The 18,309-nt window shown below is 62.1% G+C and carries 16 protein-coding genes; 8 read left to right on the plus strand and 8 right to left on the minus strand.

All coding sequences use genetic code 11. The features are described from left to right. The first annotated feature begins 144 nt into the window (after positions 1-144). From RB548_RS28770 to RB548_RS28795, 6 genes are all read left to right on the plus strand, one after another. Positions 145-1,326 (plus strand): HPP family protein, encoded by a 1,182-nt coding sequence (locus RB548_RS28770; RefSeq protein ID WP_331375809.1) that lies wholly within the window; start codon positions 145-147, stop codon positions 1,324-1,326. Positions 1,327-1,491: 165 nt separating this feature from the next. Next, complete coding sequence (locus RB548_RS28775) at positions 1,492-2,196, plus strand: CerR family C-terminal domain-containing protein (protein ID WP_331375810.1); 705 nt, start codon at positions 1,492-1,494, stop codon at positions 2,194-2,196. Next, positions 2,193-3,200 carry a secretion protein HlyD gene (gene hlyD / locus RB548_RS28780; protein WP_331375811.1) on the plus strand — a complete coding sequence of 336 codons (1,008 nt, stop codon included), beginning with the start codon at positions 2,193-2,195 and terminating at the stop codon, positions 3,198-3,200. Before RB548_RS28775 ends, hlyD begins: the two co-directional genes overlap by 4 nt. Next, the gene (locus RB548_RS28785) at positions 3,197-4,957 is read left to right on the plus strand and encodes an ATP-binding cassette domain-containing protein (RefSeq protein WP_331375812.1); all 1,761 of its coding nucleotides are present in this window, start codon (positions 3,197-3,199) and stop codon (positions 4,955-4,957) included. Before hlyD ends, RB548_RS28785 begins: the two co-directional genes overlap by 4 nt. Further along, on the plus strand, positions 4,954-6,108 hold the full coding sequence (locus RB548_RS28790; RefSeq protein ID WP_331375813.1) for an ABC transporter permease: 1,155 nt from the start codon (positions 4,954-4,956) through the stop codon (positions 6,106-6,108). Before RB548_RS28785 ends, RB548_RS28790 begins: the two co-directional genes overlap by 4 nt. 1 nt (position 6,109) lies before the next feature. After that, positions 6,110-7,222, plus strand: a complete 1,113-nt coding sequence (locus RB548_RS28795; RefSeq protein WP_331375814.1) for an ABC transporter permease — start codon at positions 6,110-6,112, stop codon at positions 7,220-7,222. A gap of 5 nt (positions 7,223-7,227) precedes the next feature. On the opposite strand, the gene RB548_RS28800 is transcribed toward RB548_RS28795, so the two are convergent. The 4 genes from RB548_RS28800 to RB548_RS28815 all read right to left on the minus strand — a co-directional run bounded on the left by RB548_RS28800 (position 7,228) and on the right by RB548_RS28815 (position 9,575). Beyond that, positions 7,228-7,614 carry a type II toxin-antitoxin system VapC family toxin gene (locus tag RB548_RS28800; RefSeq protein WP_331375815.1) on the minus strand — a complete coding sequence of 129 codons (387 nt, stop codon included), beginning with the start codon at positions 7,612-7,614 and terminating at the stop codon, positions 7,228-7,230. Then, complete coding sequence (locus RB548_RS28805; protein ID WP_331375816.1) at positions 7,611-7,856, minus strand: type II toxin-antitoxin system Phd/YefM family antitoxin; 246 nt, start codon at positions 7,854-7,856, stop codon at positions 7,611-7,613. The genes RB548_RS28800 and RB548_RS28805 overlap by 4 nt, the downstream gene beginning before the upstream one ends. A 58-nt stretch (positions 7,857-7,914) precedes the next feature. Further along, positions 7,915-8,517, minus strand: coding sequence for an alpha/beta hydrolase (locus tag RB548_RS28810; protein ID WP_331375817.1), 603 nt, complete (start codon positions 8,515-8,517; stop codon positions 7,915-7,917). A 125-nt stretch (positions 8,518-8,642) separates the two neighbouring features. After that, positions 8,643-9,575, minus strand: coding sequence for a VOC family protein (locus tag RB548_RS28815; protein WP_331375818.1), 933 nt, complete (start codon positions 9,573-9,575; stop codon positions 8,643-8,645). A 241-nt stretch (positions 9,576-9,816) separates the two neighbouring features. Between RB548_RS28815 and RB548_RS28820 the strand changes: the two genes are divergently transcribed. Both RB548_RS28820 and RB548_RS28825 read left to right on the plus strand, forming a co-directional pair. Further along, complete coding sequence (locus RB548_RS28820; RefSeq protein WP_331375819.1) at positions 9,817-11,643, plus strand: sensor histidine kinase; 1,827 nt, start codon at positions 9,817-9,819, stop codon at positions 11,641-11,643. Further along, positions 11,640-13,004, plus strand: a complete 1,365-nt coding sequence (locus tag RB548_RS28825; RefSeq protein ID WP_331375820.1) for a sigma-54-dependent transcriptional regulator — start codon at positions 11,640-11,642, stop codon at positions 13,002-13,004. Before RB548_RS28820 ends, RB548_RS28825 begins: the two co-directional genes overlap by 4 nt. 6 nt (positions 13,005-13,010) lie before the next feature. On the opposite strand, the gene RB548_RS28830 is transcribed toward RB548_RS28825, so the two are convergent. From RB548_RS28830 to oppB, 4 genes are all read right to left on the minus strand, one after another. Beyond that, positions 13,011-14,357 carry a mechanosensitive ion channel family protein gene (locus RB548_RS28830; RefSeq protein ID WP_331375821.1) on the minus strand — a complete coding sequence of 449 codons (1,347 nt, stop codon included), beginning with the start codon at positions 14,355-14,357 and terminating at the stop codon, positions 13,011-13,013. A gap of 298 nt (positions 14,358-14,655) precedes the next feature. After that, positions 14,656-16,257, minus strand: a complete 1,602-nt coding sequence (locus RB548_RS28835) for an ABC transporter ATP-binding protein (protein ID WP_331375822.1) — start codon at positions 16,255-16,257, stop codon at positions 14,656-14,658. 1 nt (position 16,258) lies between these two features. Beyond that, a complete protein-coding gene (locus RB548_RS28840; protein WP_331375823.1) occupies positions 16,259-17,389 on the minus strand; it encodes an ABC transporter permease in 1,131 nt (376 codons plus the stop codon). Beyond that, positions 17,382-18,305 carry an oligopeptide ABC transporter permease OppB gene (gene oppB, locus RB548_RS28845; RefSeq protein WP_331375824.1) on the minus strand — a complete coding sequence of 308 codons (924 nt, stop codon included), beginning with the start codon at positions 18,303-18,305 and terminating at the stop codon, positions 17,382-17,384. Before oppB ends, RB548_RS28840 begins: the two co-directional genes overlap by 8 nt. Between the last annotated feature and the right edge of the window lie 4 nt (positions 18,306-18,309).

Genomic DNA, 18,309 nt, shown 5'->3' on the forward strand with positions numbered 1-18,309 from the left:
GCGAATTGGGCACAGCCTTCGGATATTTCGTAGGCACGATGCATATTTTTTAATCCGCTGCTTTTTTGTGGATGCGAATTTCGTGCTCAAAGCATGATCACGTGCTATCCGGCTGTGCAAATTTCTCTTCGCCAGCGAGCAGGCATGTCCAGGGCCACGGTCTTTTTCCGGCGTTTCATTCCATCCCTCGTACCCGTCGGCCGATGGGAGCGTTTGCGCTCGTCCTGCGGCGCCTTGATCGGAATATTGCTGACCGGTTTTATCAGTACGCTCGCCGTCGGTGCTGATGCGAGCCTGCCGCTGCTTATCGCACCGATGGGTGCTTCGGCGGTTCTGCTCTTTGCCGCGCCATCGAGTCCCCTCGCCCAGCCCTGGTCGATCGTTGGCGGCAATACGGTTGCCGCGACAGTCGGCGTGACCTGCGCTCTGTTCATCCCCGATCCGGTTGTCGCCGCTGCCGTCGCGGTGGCTGTCGCCATCGGCGCCATGCTGATGCTCGGTTGCCTTCACCCTCCGAGCGGCGCAGTCGCGCTCACTGCCGTCCTCGGCGGGCCGGCCATCCACCAGGCCGGCTACGGCTTCGTATTCTCTCCGGTCGCGATCAACTCGCTGCTCATCCTCGCCGTTGCGCTCGTCTTCAACAACCTCACGGGCCGCCGCTATCCGCATCTTGCACCTGCGGCAAACCCGCACAACACCCAGGATCCCTTGCCCGGTCATCGCCTCGGCGTCGTGCCGGAAGACCTGCAAGCGGTGCTGGCGCAATATGGCGAGGTTGTCGATGTCAGTCCCGAGGACCTCGACGCCTTCGTTCACCAGGCGCAGATCCGCGCCTTCGAACGTCGCTCCGGCGAGATCACCTGCGGCGAGATCATGTCGCGCGATGTTGCGACCGTTGCGCCGCAAGCCTCGCTCCGCCATGCCTGGAAAATGCTGCTTGCACACCGCATCAAGGCCTTGCCGGTCGTTACCGAAACGGACGGGCTCGTCGGCATCATCACCCAGACCGATTTCATGAAGCATTCGACGCTGACATCCGATGGGCGGCTGCAGATCGGCTTGCGCCAGCGGATCGGCAATATCATCGGTCTACCGACCACAGCGCCGCGCTTCGTGTCGGACATCATGACACGACGCGTCCAGTCGGCTCTGCCGGAGACGATGATCGCCAAGCTCGTGCCGCCGATGGCCGACATGGGTCTGCACCATATGCCGGTGGTCGACGCGGACAATCGCGTGGTCGGCATCGTGACGCAGTCCGACCTTATTGCAGCGTTGTTCCAGCGGCGCCTCGACAGCGCCGAGGAGACGCGAAACGTCGCCTGAGCGTTCGGCCCGCTTGACGCTGCCAGTGGTGCGGGTCTTTTCCTTCCCATTTCGCCTTGATCCGGGCGGGCCACATCCAGCCTGTCAGCCTTTGCGTACGCGTCCATTCAACGTTCGAAAATTCATTCGATTGACTTAATCGCTTGAATGGAGTAATTTAAGCATATGATGAAAGACAACAACCCCACTTCACAACCTCGAGCCGACCGCGGCGACGCCACGCGGGAGAAGCTCCTTGCCGCCTCCATCGACGTCTTCGGGCGCTATGGGTTCGATGGCGCGACGACCCGCACGCTCGCCGACACGGCGGGAGTCAACCTGCAGGCCATTCCCTATTATTTTGGCGGCAAAGAAGGCCTCTACATCGCCGCCGCGGAACACCTCGCCTCGCTCATCGGCGGACATGTCGCCGACTTGCGCGGCGCCATTCTCACCCGCTTCGCAGAACTCGATGCCGACGGAAGGGAAATGCCCCCTAGCGAGGCACGCGCCTTTCTGACCCAGATGGTTCAGAGGATGATTGTCCTCTTCGTCAGCAAGCAATCGGAAAGCTGGGCGCGCTTCATCATTCGCGAGCAGATGGAGCCGACCGAGGCTTTCACCCGCATCTACGGCAGCATCATGCGGCCGATGATCGAGATGGCGCGGCGGCTTATCGGCATCATTCTCCGCGACGACCCCGCATCCGAACGCATTCGCCTGAGGACGCTGTCCTTCGTCGGAAGCGTCCTCGTCTTTCGGATGGCCCATGCCGCTGTTTATGCCCAGCTCGAGTGGGAAACCGCCGGGCCGAACGAGCTCGAAATCCTGCGCCATCACGCGACCGAGCTCGTTGCCGCACTCGGCGTTGAAAAGGACAACACGTTATGAAGAAAATAGCCCTTCCCGCTCTCCTTCTCGCCGCCCTTGCGGCCGGGGGCTGGTGGTTCGACCTACCGGCGCGGATCGGCTGGGCTGAGGACAATCGCCAGGCGATTCTTTACGGCAATGTCGATATCCGACAGGTGTCGCTCGGCTTCCGCGTCAGCGGCCGCATCGCGGAGCTACGTGTCGACGAGGGCGATGCCGTGAAGGCTGGCGATGTGATCGCCAGACTCGACGCCGAGCCGTTCGAGCAGGAGGTCGATGCAGCCAAGGCGGAGGTGGAGGCCTTGAGCGCCACGCTCGCCAAGCTCAAGGCGGGCGCGCGGGCTACGGAAATCGCACAGGCCCGTGCCGTCCATGAAGAGCGCCTCGCCGAGCTCGAAAACGCCAACCTCGCCTATGAGCGCGCGCGACAACTACGGCCGAACGGCACGATTTCCCAAGCCGACCTCGATCAGGCGAGCGCCGCGCGAGCCGCCGCAATCGCCCGCGCAACCTCGGCGCGCGAGGCTCTGGCGCTGCTCGAAGAGGGTAGCCGCGTGGAGGACATCGCCACGGCGCAAGCACAGGTGAATGCGGCAACGGCCAAGCTCGCCAGTGCCCGGACCTCGCTCAAGGATACCGAACTCGTCGCGCCAAGCGCCGGCGTCGTCCTCTCGCGCGTCCGCGAGACCGGTGCCATCGTTTCCCCGGCCGACAATGTCTATGTGCTCTCGCTGACCGAACCGGTCTGGGTTCGCGCCTATGTCGCAGAACCCGATCTTGGCCGGGTTCACCCGGGCATGAAGGTCAAGGTGACCTCGGACACCGCCCCCAACAGGGCCTATGATGCGACCGTCGGCTTCATCTCGCCTGTTGCGGAATTTACGCCGAAATCCGTGGAGACACCGGAACTCAGGACGGATCTCGTCTACCGGCTCAGGATCGTGGTCACCGATCCCGGTGCGGACCTGCGCCAAGGCATGCCGGTCACCATTCATCTGCCGGCGGTCGGGGAGACCATGTCATGACGGCCGCTGCTCCTGACGTTGCTGCCGCCTCCGACCCCTTCGTCCGGTTGACAGGTGTCACCAAGCGGTTCGGTGCCCCGGCGCCCGCCCTCGACTCCATCGGCGGTACGATCGCCGGCGGGCGGATCACCGGCCTCGTCGGTCCCGATGGCGCCGGCAAGACGACACTGATCCGCCTGATGACCGGGCTCATGCTGCCAGATGCGGGTACCGTTCAGGTGCTTGGCTACGACACGCGCACGGATCCGGCGAGCATCCAGGCGGCAATCGGCTACATGCCGCAACGCTTCGGGCTTTACGAAGACCTCTCGGTTCAGGAAAATCTCGACCTCTATGCCGACCTGCGCGGCCTGCCGAAAGCCGAGCGCGCCGCGACGTTCGGCGAACTGCTCGAATTCACCGATCTCAAACGCTTCACGACGCGCCTTGCCGGAAAGCTTTCCGGCGGCATGAAGCAGAAGCTTGGTCTTGCTTGCGCGCTCCTGCGCAAGCCGCGCCTTCTGCTGCTCGACGAGCCAGGCGTCGGCGTCGATCCGATTTCGCGGCGCGATCTCTGGAAGATGGTCGAAAATCTGACAGCAGAAGGCATCGGCGTTGTCTGGTCGACGGCTTATCTCGAAGAGGCGGAGGCCTGCGACCACGTCTACCTGCTCAATCAGGGCAGACTGCTTTTCTCCGGCGCGCCGCAGGAAATGACGAACCGGGTGGCGGAGCGCGTCTTTCGGGTAAGCGGCATCGAAGGTCGCCGCCGCGAGAAGCTTGCGCGCCTTCTCGACGACGAAGGCGTGGTCGACGGCGTCATTCAGGGCGAGGCGATCCGCCTCGTGATGAAAGCGGGTCTCGAGCCTCCGTCGCTCGCCGGCAACAGCGCGGCGACGGCCTGGCGTGCCGATATGACGCCGCCGCGCTTCGAGGACGCCTTTGTCGACATGCTCGGCGGCGGCCCCGGCGGCCGCTCGCGGCTTGCGGAGACGCAGAGGATCTTTGCCGCGGAAGAGGGCAAGGCGGTGATCGAGGCGCGCGGGCTGACGAAGCGCTTCGGCGACTTCACCGCCGCCGACAACATCACCTTCGACATCCCGCGCGGCCAGATATTCGGCCTCCTGGGTCCGAACGGCGCCGGCAAGTCGACCACATTCAAGATGCTCTGCGGTCTGCTGAAGCCGACGGCCGGCGAAGGCCGGGTCGCAGGCTTCGATCTCAGGCGCGACGCGGCCGAAGCACGCAACCGGCTCGGCTACATGGCGCAGAAATTCTCTCTCTATGGCGACCTCAGCGTCATTCAGAATCTCAATTTCTTTGCGGGCGTCTACGGGCTCTCCGGTGCGAAGCGCCGTGAGCGCATCGGGCTTATGACGCAGATCTTCGATTTTCGCCCGACCCGGGACATGTCGGCCAAGGACCTACCGCTCGGCCTCAAACAGCGCCTGGCGCTTGCCTGCGCCGTGCTGCATGAACCGGAGGTTCTCTTTCTCGACGAACCAACTTCCGGTGTCGATCCGATCACCCGGCGCGAGTTCTGGACACACATCAACGGCCTCGTGGAAAAAGGCGTGACCGTTCTCGTCACCACCCATTTCATGGATGAAGCGGAATATTGCGATCGCATCTCGCTCATTTATCGCGGCCGTTCGATCGCGCTTGGCTCGCCGGACGAAATGAAGGCACGCGTCGCCAGCAAGGACCTCCCGGACCCGACGATGGAAGACGCCTTTATCGCGCTCATCCAGGATTCGGAGGCGAAGGAAGCGGCATGAACGTGATCCGGAGGAGGAGCTCCATTCAGGAGCGTGGCGGCAGGGCCAGACGCTTTACCGCCCTCGTGCGCAAGGAAAGCTATCAGATCGTGCGCGACCCGAGCAGCATCCTGATCGCCTTCGTGCTGCCGCTGATCCTGCTCTTCCTCTTCGGCTACGGCGTTTCGCTCGATACAACGCGGACGCGCGTTGGACTGGTGGTCGAGGAAGCAACGCCATTGACGCGCGACCTCGCCGCAAGCTTTCAGGGGTCGCGCTATTTCGCCGTCGTCAACGGCCACGACCGCCGCGAATTCGAGGACGATCTCGTGCTCGGCCGCGTGCGCGGCATCCTGGTGATTCCGGCCGGCTTTGCGGCCGACCACGCCGCGGGACGCCATCCGGCAATCCAGGTCATCGTCGACGGCTCGGATCCGAACACGGCGAATTTCGTTCAGAACTACGCGCAGGGCACCGTCGCCAACTGGGAGCGCCAGCGTTTCAGCGAGGGTGTCGGGCGCGCACCTGCGATTGCTGCCGAACAACGCTTCTGGTTCAATCCGGAACTGACAAGCCGCAATTTCCTTGTTCCCGGATCGATCGCCATCGTCATGACGCTCGTCGGCACGCTGCTGACTTCGCTGGTCGTGGCGCGGGAATGGGAGCGCGGGACGATGGAGGCGATGATGGCGACGCCCGTCTCCGCCGCCGAGCTCCTTGCCGGCAAGCTCCTGCCCTATTTCATTCTCGGGCTCACCTCGATGACGCTCTGCGTCCTGCTCGCCGTCTTCCTTTTCGGCGTGCCTTTCCGCGGCTCCGTGGCGGCGCTGTACGCACTTTCCGCCACGTTCCTGATGCCTGCGCTCGGTCAGGGGTTGCTGATCTCGGCTGCCACCAAGAACCAGTTCCTCGCCTCGCAGCTCGCACTGATAACGGCGTTCCTGCCGGCTTTCCTGCTTTCCGGTTTCCTCTTCGAGATCAATTCCATGCCGACCGTCATCCAGTGGATCACTTTCATCGTACCGGCGCGCTATCTGATCCCCAGCCTGCAGACGGTATTTCTGGCCGGCGATATCTGGCCGATGTTCGCGCGCGCGATCGCGGTCATGCTTCTGATCGGCAGCGTCTTTTTCGCACTTGCCGCACGCAGCACCAGAAAGAGGATCGGCTGAGATGTGGTGGACACGGCTGAAGGCGCTGATCATCAAGGAGCTTCTGGCGGTGCTGCGTGACCCGAAGGGTCGCGCCATCCTGATCGGTCCGCCGATCATCCAGCTGCTCGTCTTTTCCTATGCGGCGACCCTGGAGGTGAAGAACGTCGACCTGATGGTGCTCGATCGCGATACGGGCCATTGGAGCCAGGAACTGGTTCAGCAGATCGGCGGATCGCCGACCTTCCGAACGATCACGCGGGCGAGCAGCCCGGCGGAAGTCCGGCTCGCCATCGACACGCAGCGCGTCCTCGCGGCACTCGAAATCGGCCCGACTTTTTCGCGCGACATCGAGGCCGGGCGGCCGGCCGAAGTGCAGGTGATTCTCGACGGGCGACGCTCGAACGCCTCGCAGATCGTTTCCGGTTATCTGAGCCAGATCGTCGGCATGCTCGCCGCCGAGACGCCCGCCGGAAAACGGGCGGCATCCGATGTGATTCGGGTCGAGGCGCGCAACTGGTTCAATCCAAACCTCACCTACCAATGGTTCATGGTGCCGAACCTGGTGGCAAGCATTGCGCTCCTGATCGGGCTGATCGTCACCGCGCTGTCGGTTGCCCGCGAGCGTGAGCTCGGTACCTTCGACCAACTCATCGTCTCGCCGCTGCGCACCCACGAAATCCTCATCGGCAAACTGATACCGCCGATGCTGATCGGGCTCTTCCATATCACGGTCTATATTTTTGCGGCCGTCTTCATCTTCGGCGTGCCGTTGCGCGGCTCGCTCATCCTGCTTTACGGAAGCGCGATCTTCTATCTCGCTTCCGTCGTCGGGCTCGGCCTTTTCATCTCGGCATTGTCGATGACGCAGCAACAGGCGATTCTCGGTGCCTTCCTGTTCATGGTCCCCGCGATGCTGTTGTCGGGTTTCGCGACGCCGATCGAAAACATGCCGTCCTGGCTGCAGCCGATCACGCTCATCAATCCGCTGCGTTATTTTCTGGTGATCGTGAAAGGGGTGTTCCTCAAGGACATTCCGCTCGCAGAGGTGGTACACCAGACGCTGCCGCTCTGCCTGATTGCCGTCGTGACACTTTCGGCCGCTGCCTGGCTCTTCCGCAGCAGACTGGAGTGAGGCGTTCACACCAGCCGAATCGGCCCCGGATACTTGCCGACGATCTCATCCGCTGTCAGCAGCGTCACACCCTCAACGATCGACTGGGCGACCAGAATACGATCGAAAGGGTCCTTGTGGATTGGTGGAAGTTGATCGATTTCTACCGCATGGGCACTGCTGACGGGCAGTTCCTCATAGCCGTTGTCCAACAGGCCGCGGCGCAGCAACCGAGGATCGGCCTCGAAATCGGCGTGTCCGAGGCCACGCTTGATGGCGATTTCCCAAAGGCTCGCCGCGCTGAAAAAGAGGGCGTTCTCTCGATTTTCGATGAGCGCCCGAGCTTCCTGCGGCAGCCGGTCGGGAGTTCCGGCTACCCAGAGAAGGATGTGCGTATCGAGCAGTATATTCATGCGTTCGTGCCGAAGAGACTTTCAATCTCATCGCTACCCATACGGTCGAAATCGTCCGGCACGGTGATCTCGCCGGTCATGAAGCCGATCCGCCGCTTTTCGGTCTCGGAAGGCTGATCGAGGGCTACCACCTTCACAAGGGGCTTTCCCGCTTTGGCGATGATGAACGGCTCTCCCCTCGCCGCCTTTTCGACCAGCCGCGACAGATGGGTCTTGGCCTCGTGAATATTGACGGTTTCCACGGCTGCCTCCGCTGGACTGAACTTAGTTTACTAGACTTAGTTCAATCCAGCGTGATATTCAAGCTTTTACGAACCGCTCAACCGCGGCAATCTCGTTCTGCCGGATGTCATGGCCGCCGGGATGCCATTCCACCATCACCGCTGCCTTCTGAGCCTTGAAATAATCTGCGAGCGACTGCGTCAGCGGTGCCGGGCAGATCGGATCGCGCTCTCCGGCAGTGATCAGTATGCCTCTGCCCTCAAGCTTCGGATTGCCTTTCGGCTTGAACGGGATCAGCGGGTGCATGAGGACAGCCTTGTCAAATACGCCGTCTTCGATCAGCACGTTCGCAATGATATTCGCACCGTTGGAATAGCCGAGCGCGATGATTTCCGTCGCCTCATGCTCGGCTGCAAGCGTCTTGGCGAAGTTTGCCAACTTCGCCGTGGCGCGCGCAAGGTCCGCCATATCGTAGACGCCCTCGCCGGTACGCCTGAAGAAGCGGGCCGCGCCATACTCCGAAACGTCGCCGCGCGGCGACACGATCGTCGCGTCCGGCAACAGTTGCGAACCAAAGGTGAAAAACTGGTTCTCGTCGCCTCCGGTGCCGTGAAGAACGAAAAGGATCGGACTGCCGGGTTTGCCGGCTTTCAGTTTATGCACATAGCCGTGGTCGACCATTGGAACTCTCCTTGGCAGGCAGCCTGCGCGTGCAGGCGGTGCCATCACTATTCGTCACATCAAAGCGCAGCCCCTCCTCCGCGTGAAGCGGAGGAGGAAATCTCGACTGCAGAGGTATCGGAAATCTACGCTTCCAGCTGCTGCAGGTGGCTTTCAAGGATCGGGCGCAGGTGCTTGTGCTGCTGCGGCAGTTTCAGCGCCTCGCCGAGATGGGCAACCTCCTCGTCGCGGGCAAAGCCCGGCTCGTTCGTGGCGATCTCGAACAGCACCCCACCCGGTGTCCGGAAATAGATCGCCCAGAAGTAGTCACGATCGATGACCGGAGTGACGTGATAGCCCGTGTCCATCAGGGCCTTGCGCACTTCCAGCTGCTTTTCGCGATTGTCGACGGCGAAGGCGACATGGTGCACTGAGCCCGCGCCCTGGGCCGCGCGATTGACGTTCGGCAGCGTTTCGAGATCGACGAGGCCTGCGCCGTTGCCACCCGGCACGATGAGCCGGGCAACGCCATCCTTGCGGTCCAGCTCCTGATAGCCCATGAACTTGAGCAGTTCGGCGGTGGCGCCTTCATCGCGCAGCCGCATGGCGACCGAATGAAAGCCACGGATCGCGTGGTCTGCGGAAATGCCGCCTTCGGTCCACGGGGCACGCGGATCGTCCTTCACTTCGACCAGCGCGAAACCATCACCATCCGGGCCGGCAAAGTTCAAGCGCTTCTCTCCGAAGGTTTCCTCGTCCTTGATGCCCGTGACGCCAAGGTTGCTCAGGCGATCCTGCCAGAAGCCGAGCGAACCGACGGGGACGGCGAAGACAGTCGTTCCAACCTCTCCCGTGCCGGCGCGGCCGCGCGGCGTATGCGGAAACGGGAAATAGGTCATCACGGTGCCGGGCGTGCCGGTCTCGTCACCATAATAGAGGTGATAGACGTCCGGTGAATCGAAGTTCACGGTCTTCTTGACGCGGCGCAAGCCGAGGGTGTTGGTGAAAAACTGGTTGTTGGTGCGGGCGTCGTCCGCCATCGAGGTGACGTGATGCAGGCCTTTGATCTGGTCGAGCATTGTCCGGTTCCTTTCTGCCCGTCTCCAGCCGGGCTCGTTGCTGACGCATAGATGCGCTCTTCCCTTCCCTTGCGAAAGGCTGACGCGGACAAACGCATTGTCAACACAGCGTTGACGCGATGCACTTCTCGTTGAGAAAAATCGACTGATATGAGCGACTTGCCACCGGTTGAACGGATCCCTACCATCGATTAAGTCGGTCAGCCGAGAGGAAGGCATGGGAGGAGGAGCCGGGCATTCCGTGAAATATCGTCTTGTGCTTGTGCTCTGCCTGCTCCCGCTCATCGCCGTGCCCGTTGCCTGGCAGGGCAATGCTGTCGCCACGCGCCGTTATATGCAGGAGGCTTCCGCCCAGGCGACCACGACACTGAGGCTTGCCGTCTCCGCCTTGAGCGGGCACCTCAATCGCTACCAGGCGCTTCCGGCCCTGATTGCCGATCACGATGACGTCAAGGAAATCGCCACACGGCCGCAGGACCGTCGGCTCCGCGAGACCGTCAACACCTACCTGAAGGAGATCAACACCCTCCTCAGCTCCTCGGACATCTATGTCATCACGCCGGACGGCGACACGATCGCGGCAAGCAACTACGACGGCCCGGCAAGCTTCGTCGGTGAGAACTTCAGCTATCGTCCCTATTTTCAGGATGCCTTGAAGGGCATGCAGTCCCGCTTCTATGCGCTGGGCACGACGTCGCTCAAACGCGGCTACTATTTCGGCTCGCCTATCCGCGTCGGCGATGAAATCCGCGGCGTCATTGTCTTCAAGGTCGATATCGAGACGATCGAGGCCTCCTGGCAAGGTGGCGAGTACAAGCTGTTCGTCTCCGATCCCGAAGGCATCATTTTCATGAGCGGCAGTCCAGAGTGGCTCTATGCGAGCATCTTGCCGCTCACGCCTGACCGTCTCTCGCGCACCGAGGCCTCGCGCCGCTATGCAAATGCCGTTCTCCGTCCCCTGCCGGTGTCGCGCAGCACGCTTTTCGATCACCAACTGATGCGGATTGCGACCGGCGATGCGAGCCGTGAATATCTCGTTCTTTCGCAATATATGCCGGAAGCCGATTGGACAGTGAACGTCCTGATCGACACGGCATCGGTCAAGACACAGGCCCTGACTGCGGTTGCCGCCGCAATGCTGCTCTGCGGCCTTGCCGGCCTCGCGGTCGCCGTTCTCTGGCAGCGCCGGGCGCGCCTCAGGGAGCGCCTTCTGATGCAGGCGCAGGCGCAAAGCGAGCTTGAGCACCGGGTCGAAGAGCGCACCGCCGATCTCGCCCGCGTCAATGCCCAGATCGAGGAGGAGATTGCCGAACGCCGGCTCACGGAGCAGCAATTGCGCCAGACCCAGGCGGATCTCATCCAAGCCGGCAAGCTCGCCGGCCTCGGCCAGATGTCGGCAGCACTCTCGCATGAATTCAACCAGCCGCTTGCCGCCGCCAAGACCTATGCCGACAGTGCTGCCCTCTTGATCGAGCGGGGGCGAACGGCCGAGGCGAGCGACAATGTCAGGCGCATTTCTGGCCTGATCGACCGTATGGCGTCCATCAGCCGGCATCTGCGCAATTTTGCACGCAAGCCCAATGAGAAACTTGGTCCGGTGCCTCTCGACGAGGTCATGCGCGACACGATGGAAATCGTTGCCGCCCGCATCAAGGCAGCCAACGCCACTGTGAACATCGATCTCGGCGAGGCGCCCCTTGTTGTCCGGGCGGGTTCGGTCCGGCTTCAGCAGGTTCTCGTCAACGTCATCTCCAACGCCGTCGACGCGGTCGAGGGCCTTGATGATCGCGCGATCACCGTCAACGCATGGCGCGAAGGCGACGAGGTGGTGCTCGCGATCCGCGACCGCGGACCCGGTGTGGCATCCGCGATCGCGGAACGCATCTTCGATCCGTTCTTCAGCACAAAGGGTGTCGGCAAGGGACTGGGCCTTGGGCTTTCCATCTCCTACAACATCATCAAGGATTTTGGCGGCAACCTGACCGTTTCGAACCACCCTGAAGGAGGTGCCGTGTTTCGCATCGAACTTGCGGCCGTCAACCGGACCGAGCGTGAGGCCGCCGAATGACCGAGAGCCGTGTCCTGCTCGTTGATGATGAAGAGGAACTTCGCCATTCGAGCGCCCAGGCGCTCGAGCTTGCAGGTTTTCGCGTCGACACATTCGCCAGTGCCGAACACGCGCTCGAGTTCATCGGCTTCAGCTTTTCAGGCGTGGTGATCAGCGACATTCGCATGCCGGGTATGGATGGCATGACCTTCCTTCAGCGTATACGTGAAATCGACGCCGAGGTCCCGGTGATCCTCGTGACCGGTCACGGCGACGTCCAGCTCGCCGTTCGAGCGATGCGCGAAGGCGCTTACGATTTCGTCGAAAAACCCTTCACGGCCCAAGCGCTTGCCGGCACCATTCGTCGCGCGCTCGAGTGGCGCGGCCTCGTGCTTGAAAACCGCCGCCTGAGAGCGGTTGCGGGAAAGCGCGACGACATCGAGCAACGGCTGCCAGGGCGAAGCCAGGCGATGGTCGACCTGCGGTACAAGATCCGCGCCATCGGCGCATCCGATGCCGATACGCTGATCATCGGAGAAACCGGTGTCGGCAAGGAAGTCGTGGCACGCGCACTCCATGACTTGAGCAGCCGCGCCAACAGCCCCTTCATTGCCATCAATTGTGCCGCCCTTCCGGAAACGCTGATCGAGAGCGAACTTTTTGGCCATGAGGCGGGCGCCTTTCCGGGCGCGTTGCGACCGCGCTACGGCAAATTCGAGCATGGGCGCGGCGGCACGATCCTGCTCGACGAGATCGGCTCAATGCCTTTCGATCTCCAGGCGAAGTTCCTGCGCGTGCTGCAGGAACGGGTCATAACCCGGCTCGGCTCGAATGAAATCGTGTCGCTTGACGTACGCTTCGTCGCCACCAGCAAGGTCGATCTGGAGTCGGAGGTCGCCGCCGGCCGTTTCCGCGCCGATCTGCTCTATCGCTTGAACGTCGCGACGCTGCGTGTGCCGCCGCTTGCCCAGCGCCGTTCCGACATTCCGCTGCTTTTCATGCAGCTTGTGCGCGAATCCGCCGCGCGCTACGGCCGCGACGACGTCGAGATCTCCCCTGCTCTGGCCTCGGAAATCGCCGAGCGCGACTGGCCCGGAAACGTTCGCGAATTGCGCAACGCGGCCGAACGGTTCGTGCTCGGGCTGGAAGCCGAACAGGACGACGTCACGTCCACGCGGCCGAACGGCGCGCGTCTCGCCGACAAGGTCGCCGCGTTCGAAAAGAGCCTTATCGCAAGCGCACTTGCGGCCCATGGCGGTGCGCTGAAGCCCGTCTACGAATCTCTCGGGATCTCGCGCAAGACGCTCTATGAAAAGATGCAGAAATTCGGTCTCGACAAGAGGCTTTTGGCGGCAGACGCACCACACGGCGACGGCACGTGATCGGGCTCACACGTTCGAACGGGATGTGGGCGCGGGACCGCTTCGCATTTCTTCGCCGCGTTCAAGTGAATCCACGACTTCGACCGGTGTCTTCATGATGATTTCGCGATGCGGGAACGGGATTGAAATACCGGCCTCCTTGAAGGCATCCCACAATGCCATGAGGACTTCGCCACGGACGTTGGTCAGCCCGTTGCTCGGATCGGAAATCCAGAACCTCAGTTTGAAATCGAGCGACGATGACCCGAATGCGGTCATCCAGCAGACCGGCTGGGCGTAGACACTGGAAACCCGCGGAATGGTTTTCGCGGCTTCGATCGCTATGCGAACAACCTCGTGCGGATCGCTGTCATATGAGGTTCCAAAGCTGACCTCGATGCGGACATATTCACTGGAGAACGACCAGTTCACGACCTGCTGGGAAATAAAATCCTCGTTTGGGATGAGATATTCCTTTCCATCTCTCGTGATGACGGAGACGAAGCGGGAGCGCAGGTCGCGGATCGCGCCGAAGGTTTCTCCAAGCGTGATCGTGTCGCCCGGTTTGATCGACTTGTCGAGAAGGATGATGACTCCGGATATGAAATTGGAGACCACCTTCTGCAGGCCGAAACCAATGCCGACGCCGACGGCACCCGAAAAGACCGTGAGGGCCGTCAGGTCGATGCCTGTTGCAGACAAGGCGATCGCGCCGGCTAACGCGATCAAGCTGATCTTGATGAGTTTGCTGATGAGGACCTTGAGCGATGGCGTGAGATCTGAGGACTTCTGTAGCCAATGGGACGACATGTTGCCGATCAGGACGGCCAGCCAGATCAGCGCGGCGGAGAGAACAATAGCCTTCAAGACCAGCAACATCGAAAGACGGGCAGCGCCGAGGTTGACGGCAATGTTATCAAGGGCTGTCAGGATCGTGCCATCCAGTCCAAGCGCGTAAAGTGCAAAATAGAGCCAACCGGCGACCGCAACGACCCGTGCGAGCATTTGGTTTCTGATTATGCGTGTGAGCACCGCGATCACAAACCACGCCGCCACAAGCGTAAGGGCCGTGGCCACCAGCCACCGGTAGGACGGCCATCCAAATCTCGACAGGACCACATCAGCGATCCAGAGCCAAACGATTAAGAACAGCCACCGCAAGCGCCGCATGAAGGCGATGATGACGCGGAGAAGGTCGGGATTTCCTTTGATGGTGCGCGCGCGGGTCTCCAATACCGGCTCTATCCGTTTTGCCAGGAAACCGCAAAACAGGTACCCGGTTACGATCACGACAGACTGATAGACCGTCCACTCGTTCAGAAGGGCAGTCTGCAGCCACGATCCGGCAGCGTTGACCGCTTCTAGGAAATCCATCGCCTTTCTCGTCGAATCCGCTGGGGCAACCCCGCGGCATCGAGTTCTCTTGAAACCGAATGCTCGGATATTATGGAAAACTCGGACGAGGCAAGGATGGTTCCTGACCTGGGCAAGCGATGGGAACCGGAGGACCGTCGACCGTCGGGCGGAAATATCCGGATCGGCTCTTGGCTGCCTTCACGGCGGTCTGTTTGGCCGTCGCACTTGATGATAATGGCTTCGCGACCACCCGTCGAAGTGGCGCGATAGAAGTAGAGACGCGAGTGTCGCGTCTCTACAATTTACGCTGCGGATCTCAGACGTTGAAGGCGGCGCCGATCAGCGTCTTGGTATAGGGCTCCTTCGGCGCCTCGAAGATCGCATCGGTTTCGCCCTCCTCGACGATGCGGCCGTTCTTCATTACGATCACATAGTCCGACATCGCCTTCACGACGGAAAGATCGTGGCTGATGAAGATGTAGGAGAGCCCATGCGAACGCTGCAGGTCGCGCAGAAGCTCGATGACCTGCCCCTGCACCGAACGGTCGAGCGCCGAGGTCGGTTCGTCGAGGATCACGACCTTCGGCTTCAGGATCACGGCGCGGGCGATCGCGATGCGCTGGCGCTGCCCGCCCGAGAACTCGTGCGGATAGCGATTGCGCGACGCGGGGTCGAGACCGACTTCCTTCAGTGCGGCGATCGCGCGACGGTCCCGCTCTGCCCGGTTAAGCTCGGGCTCGTGCACGTAAAGGCCTTCGGTGATGATCTCGCCGACCGTCCGGCGCGGCGACAGCGAGCCATAGGGATCCTGGAAGACGAGCTGAAGCTCGCGACGCAGGGGCCGCATCGCGCCGCGGTCGAAGCCGGAAATATCGGTCATGCCGAAGCGATAATGTCCCTTGCTCGGCAAGAGCCTCAGCAGCGCGCGGCCCAATGTCGATTTGCCCGACCCGGATTCCCCGACGATGCCGATCGTCTGGCCCTGCCTCAGGCGCAGGTTGACGCCATCGACGGCCCGGAACACCGAAGAGCCGCCACGGAACAGCCCGCCGCCGATCGAATAATCGACCGAAACGTCACGGCCCTCCAGAACGATCGGCGCGCTTTCCGGCGGCGATGCCTTGCGTCCGCTCGGTTCGGCCGCAAGCAGCATCTTCGTGTAGTCGGCCTTCGGCCGTTCGAAGATGTTAGCCGTCGTGCCATGCTCGACGACCTCGCCCCGGCGCATCACCGCGACGCGCTCGGCAAAATGTTTCACAATGCCGAGGTCGTGGGTGATCAGCACGATTGCCATGCCGAAACGCTTCTGCAGCGACTTCAAGAGATCGAGAATCTGCGCCTGGATGGTGACGTCCAACGCGGTCGTCGGTTCGTCCGCGATCAGGATGTCCGGCTCGTTGGCAAGCGCCATGGCGATCATCACGCGCTGCCGCTGACCGCCCGAGAGTTCGTGCGGATAGCTGTCGACACGACGGGCCGGTTCCGGAATGCCCACGAGCTCCAACAGTTCAAGCACCCGCTTGCGCGCCTGCTTGAACGTGCCGCCGCGGTGGTGGACGATCGGCTCGGCGATCTGTCGCCCGATCGTGTAGAGCGGGTCGAGCGACGTCATCGGCTCCTGAAAGATCATCGTGATCTTCGAGCCCCTGACGTCGTTCAGTGCCTTAGGCGCAAGGCCGATAAGCTCCCGGCCGCGATAGCGGGCCGAGCCGGTCACGGTGCCGTTCTTCGCCAGCAGTCCCATGATGCCCATCATGGTCTGGCTCTTGCCCGAGCCGGACTCGCCAACGACGGCCAGCGTTTCGCCGGCGCGGATGTCGAGGTCTATGCCTTTGACGGCCTCGACGGTGCCGTCCGGGGTCGAAAAGTCCACCTTGAGACCGCGGACGGTGAGAATGGATTCTTTCATTTCTGCCATGTCAGCGGTCCTTCGGGTCGAGCGCATCGCGCAGGCCGTCGCCGACGAAATTCAGCGAGAACAGCGTGACGACGAAGAAGATGGCCGGGAAGATGAGCAGCCACGGCGCCGACTGGATGTTGTTTGCTCCTTCGGAGATCAGCGCTCCCCAGCTCGTCAGCGGCGCCTGCACGCCGAGGCCGAGGAAGGAGAGGAAGCTCTCGAGCAGGATGACCTTTGGCACGACCACGGTGACGAAGACGATTACCGGGCCGATCGTGTTCGGAATGATGTGACGGCGGATGATCTGCCAATCAGTAAGGCCGAGCGCCTGCGCCGCGCTGACGAACTCTCGCCGTTTGAGCGCAAGCGTCTGCCCCCGCACGATACGCGCCATGTCGAGCCATTCGACCGCGCCGATCACCAGGAAGATCAGGATGAAGCTCCGACCGAAGAAGACGACGAGCACGACGACGAGGAAGACGAATGGCAGCGAATAGAGGATCTCGACCAGGCGCATCATGACATTGTCGACGCGCCCACCGATATAACCCGAGGTCGCACCGTAGACGACGCCAATGCCGAGCGATACGAGGCTCGCGAGCAGCCCGACGGCGATCGAAATCTGTCCGCCGAGCATCACGCGAACGAGCAGGTCGCGGCCGTTCGAGTCGGTACCGAAGGGGAAATATTCGCGGTCCACCTGGCCCTCGACCTTCAAGGTGCGGCCATCGTCCTCGGTCGCGACGACCTTCGTGCCCTCGAACTCGTTGGCCCTGTCGAAGTAGCGCGTTGCGCGCGGGTCGATCGGCTGATCCGAGGTAATGGTGGCGGTGAACCCCTCGCCTTCAACGGCGAATTCCTTGAGCGTCACGCGGGCGCGGGTGGCAACACCTTCCATGACGTCCTGAAGCGTCGACGCATCCGGCCTTGGCTCCAGGCTCGGACCGATCGAGACATAGGACGGGAAGACCTGGTCGTAGGTGTGCGGCGAGAACAGCGGCCCGACGAACGAAAACAGCGCAATGAGCGCCAGCATGATGCAGCCGGCCATCGCGGCGCGATTGCGGCGGAAACGGAGCGCAGCAAGCTGGAAGAGGCTGCGCCCCTTGGTCTCCGGCGTGGACGCCGGTGCTTGGACGATATCAGTCATGGCGGACCCTCGGATCGAGTAGGCCGTAGAGAATATCGACCAGCAGATTGAAGACGATGACGAAAATGGCGACGAGGATCACGGTGCCCATGACCAGCGTATAGTCGCGGTTGATCGCGCCAAGAACGAAGTAGCGACCGACGCCGGGAATGGTGAAGATCGTCTCGACGACCGCCGAGCCGGTAAGAAGTGCGGCCGCACAGGGTGCCAGATAGGAAACGACCGGAAGCATCGCGCCGCGCATAGCGTGGGTGACCACGACCGCGCGGGGCGGCAGGCCATAGGCCTTGGCGGTACGGATGTGGTCGGTGTGGAGCGCCTCGATCATCGAGCCACGGGTAAGCCGGGCGAAGACGGCGAGCTGCGGCAATGCGAGAGCGATCATCGGCAGGACCAGGAAGCGAAACGATCCGTCCCCCCAGCCGCCCGCCGGCAGCCACGACAGAACGATTGCGAAGACGAGCGTCAGCACCGGACCGACGACGAAGTTCGGAACGGTGACGCCGATCGTCGAGACCGCCATGATCCCGAAATCGAGGATGCTGTTCTGCCGCAGCGCCGCAATCGTGCCGGCGATCACGCCACCGACCACGGCGAGCAGCAAAGCGTAGAAACCGAGCTCCATCGAATAGGGCAGGCCCTTGCCGATCAGCTGCGCGACGTTGTTGTCATGGTAGATATAACTCGGGCCGAAGTCGCCAGTTACCGCGTTGCTGAGATAGGTAGCGTATTGGCGCCAGAGCGGCTGATCGAGGTGATAGGTCCTCATCAGGTTCTCCATCGTGGAGGGAGGGAGAGGACGCTCGAGATTGAAGGGGCCGCCTGGGGCAAACCGCATCAGAAAGAAGGATATGGTGACGACGATGAAGAGGGTCGGCACCGCACTCGCCAGTCGGCGGAGGATGAAGGGGATCATGGAG

It is taken from the genome of Sinorhizobium chiapasense (genome assembly GCF_036488675.1).
Taxonomy (GTDB): Bacteria; Pseudomonadota; Alphaproteobacteria; order Rhizobiales; family Rhizobiaceae; genus Sinorhizobium; species Sinorhizobium chiapasense.

Coding starts and splice junctions, on each gene's coding strand:
- RB548_RS28795 (WP_331375814.1), top strand. CDS start 6,110: ATGTGGTGGACACGGCTGAAGGCGCTGATCATCAAGGAGCTTCTGGCG.
- RB548_RS28790 (WP_331375813.1), top strand. CDS start 4,954: ATGAACGTGATCCGGAGGAGGAGCTCCATTCAGGAGCGTGGCGGCAGG.
- RB548_RS28810 (WP_331375817.1), bottom strand. CDS start 8,517: ATGGTCGACCACGGCTATGTGCATAAACTGAAAGCCGGCAAACCCGGC.
- RB548_RS28800 (WP_331375815.1), bottom strand. CDS start 7,614: ATGAATATACTGCTCGATACGCACATCCTTCTCTGGGTAGCCGGAACT.
- RB548_RS28830 (WP_331375821.1), bottom strand. CDS start 14,357: ATGGATTTCCTAGAAGCGGTCAACGCTGCCGGATCGTGGCTGCAGACT.
- RB548_RS28785 (WP_331375812.1), top strand. CDS start 3,197: ATGACGGCCGCTGCTCCTGACGTTGCTGCCGCCTCCGACCCCTTCGTC.
- RB548_RS28815 (WP_331375818.1), bottom strand. CDS start 9,575: ATGCTCGACCAGATCAAAGGCCTGCATCACGTCACCTCGATGGCGGAC.
- RB548_RS28840 (WP_331375823.1), bottom strand. CDS start 17,389: ATGACTGATATCGTCCAAGCACCGGCGTCCACGCCGGAGACCAAGGGG.
- RB548_RS28835 (WP_331375822.1), bottom strand. CDS start 16,257: ATGGCAGAAATGAAAGAATCCATTCTCACCGTCCGCGGTCTCAAGGTG.
- RB548_RS28770 (WP_331375809.1), top strand. CDS start 145: ATGTCCAGGGCCACGGTCTTTTTCCGGCGTTTCATTCCATCCCTCGTA.
- oppB (WP_331375824.1), bottom strand. CDS start 18,305: ATGATCCCCTTCATCCTCCGCCGACTGGCGAGTGCGGTGCCGACCCTC.
- hlyD (WP_331375811.1), top strand. CDS start 2,193: ATGAAGAAAATAGCCCTTCCCGCTCTCCTTCTCGCCGCCCTTGCGGCC.
- RB548_RS28825 (WP_331375820.1), top strand. CDS start 11,640: ATGACCGAGAGCCGTGTCCTGCTCGTTGATGATGAAGAGGAACTTCGC.
- RB548_RS28775 (WP_331375810.1), top strand. CDS start 1,492: ATGATGAAAGACAACAACCCCACTTCACAACCTCGAGCCGACCGCGGC.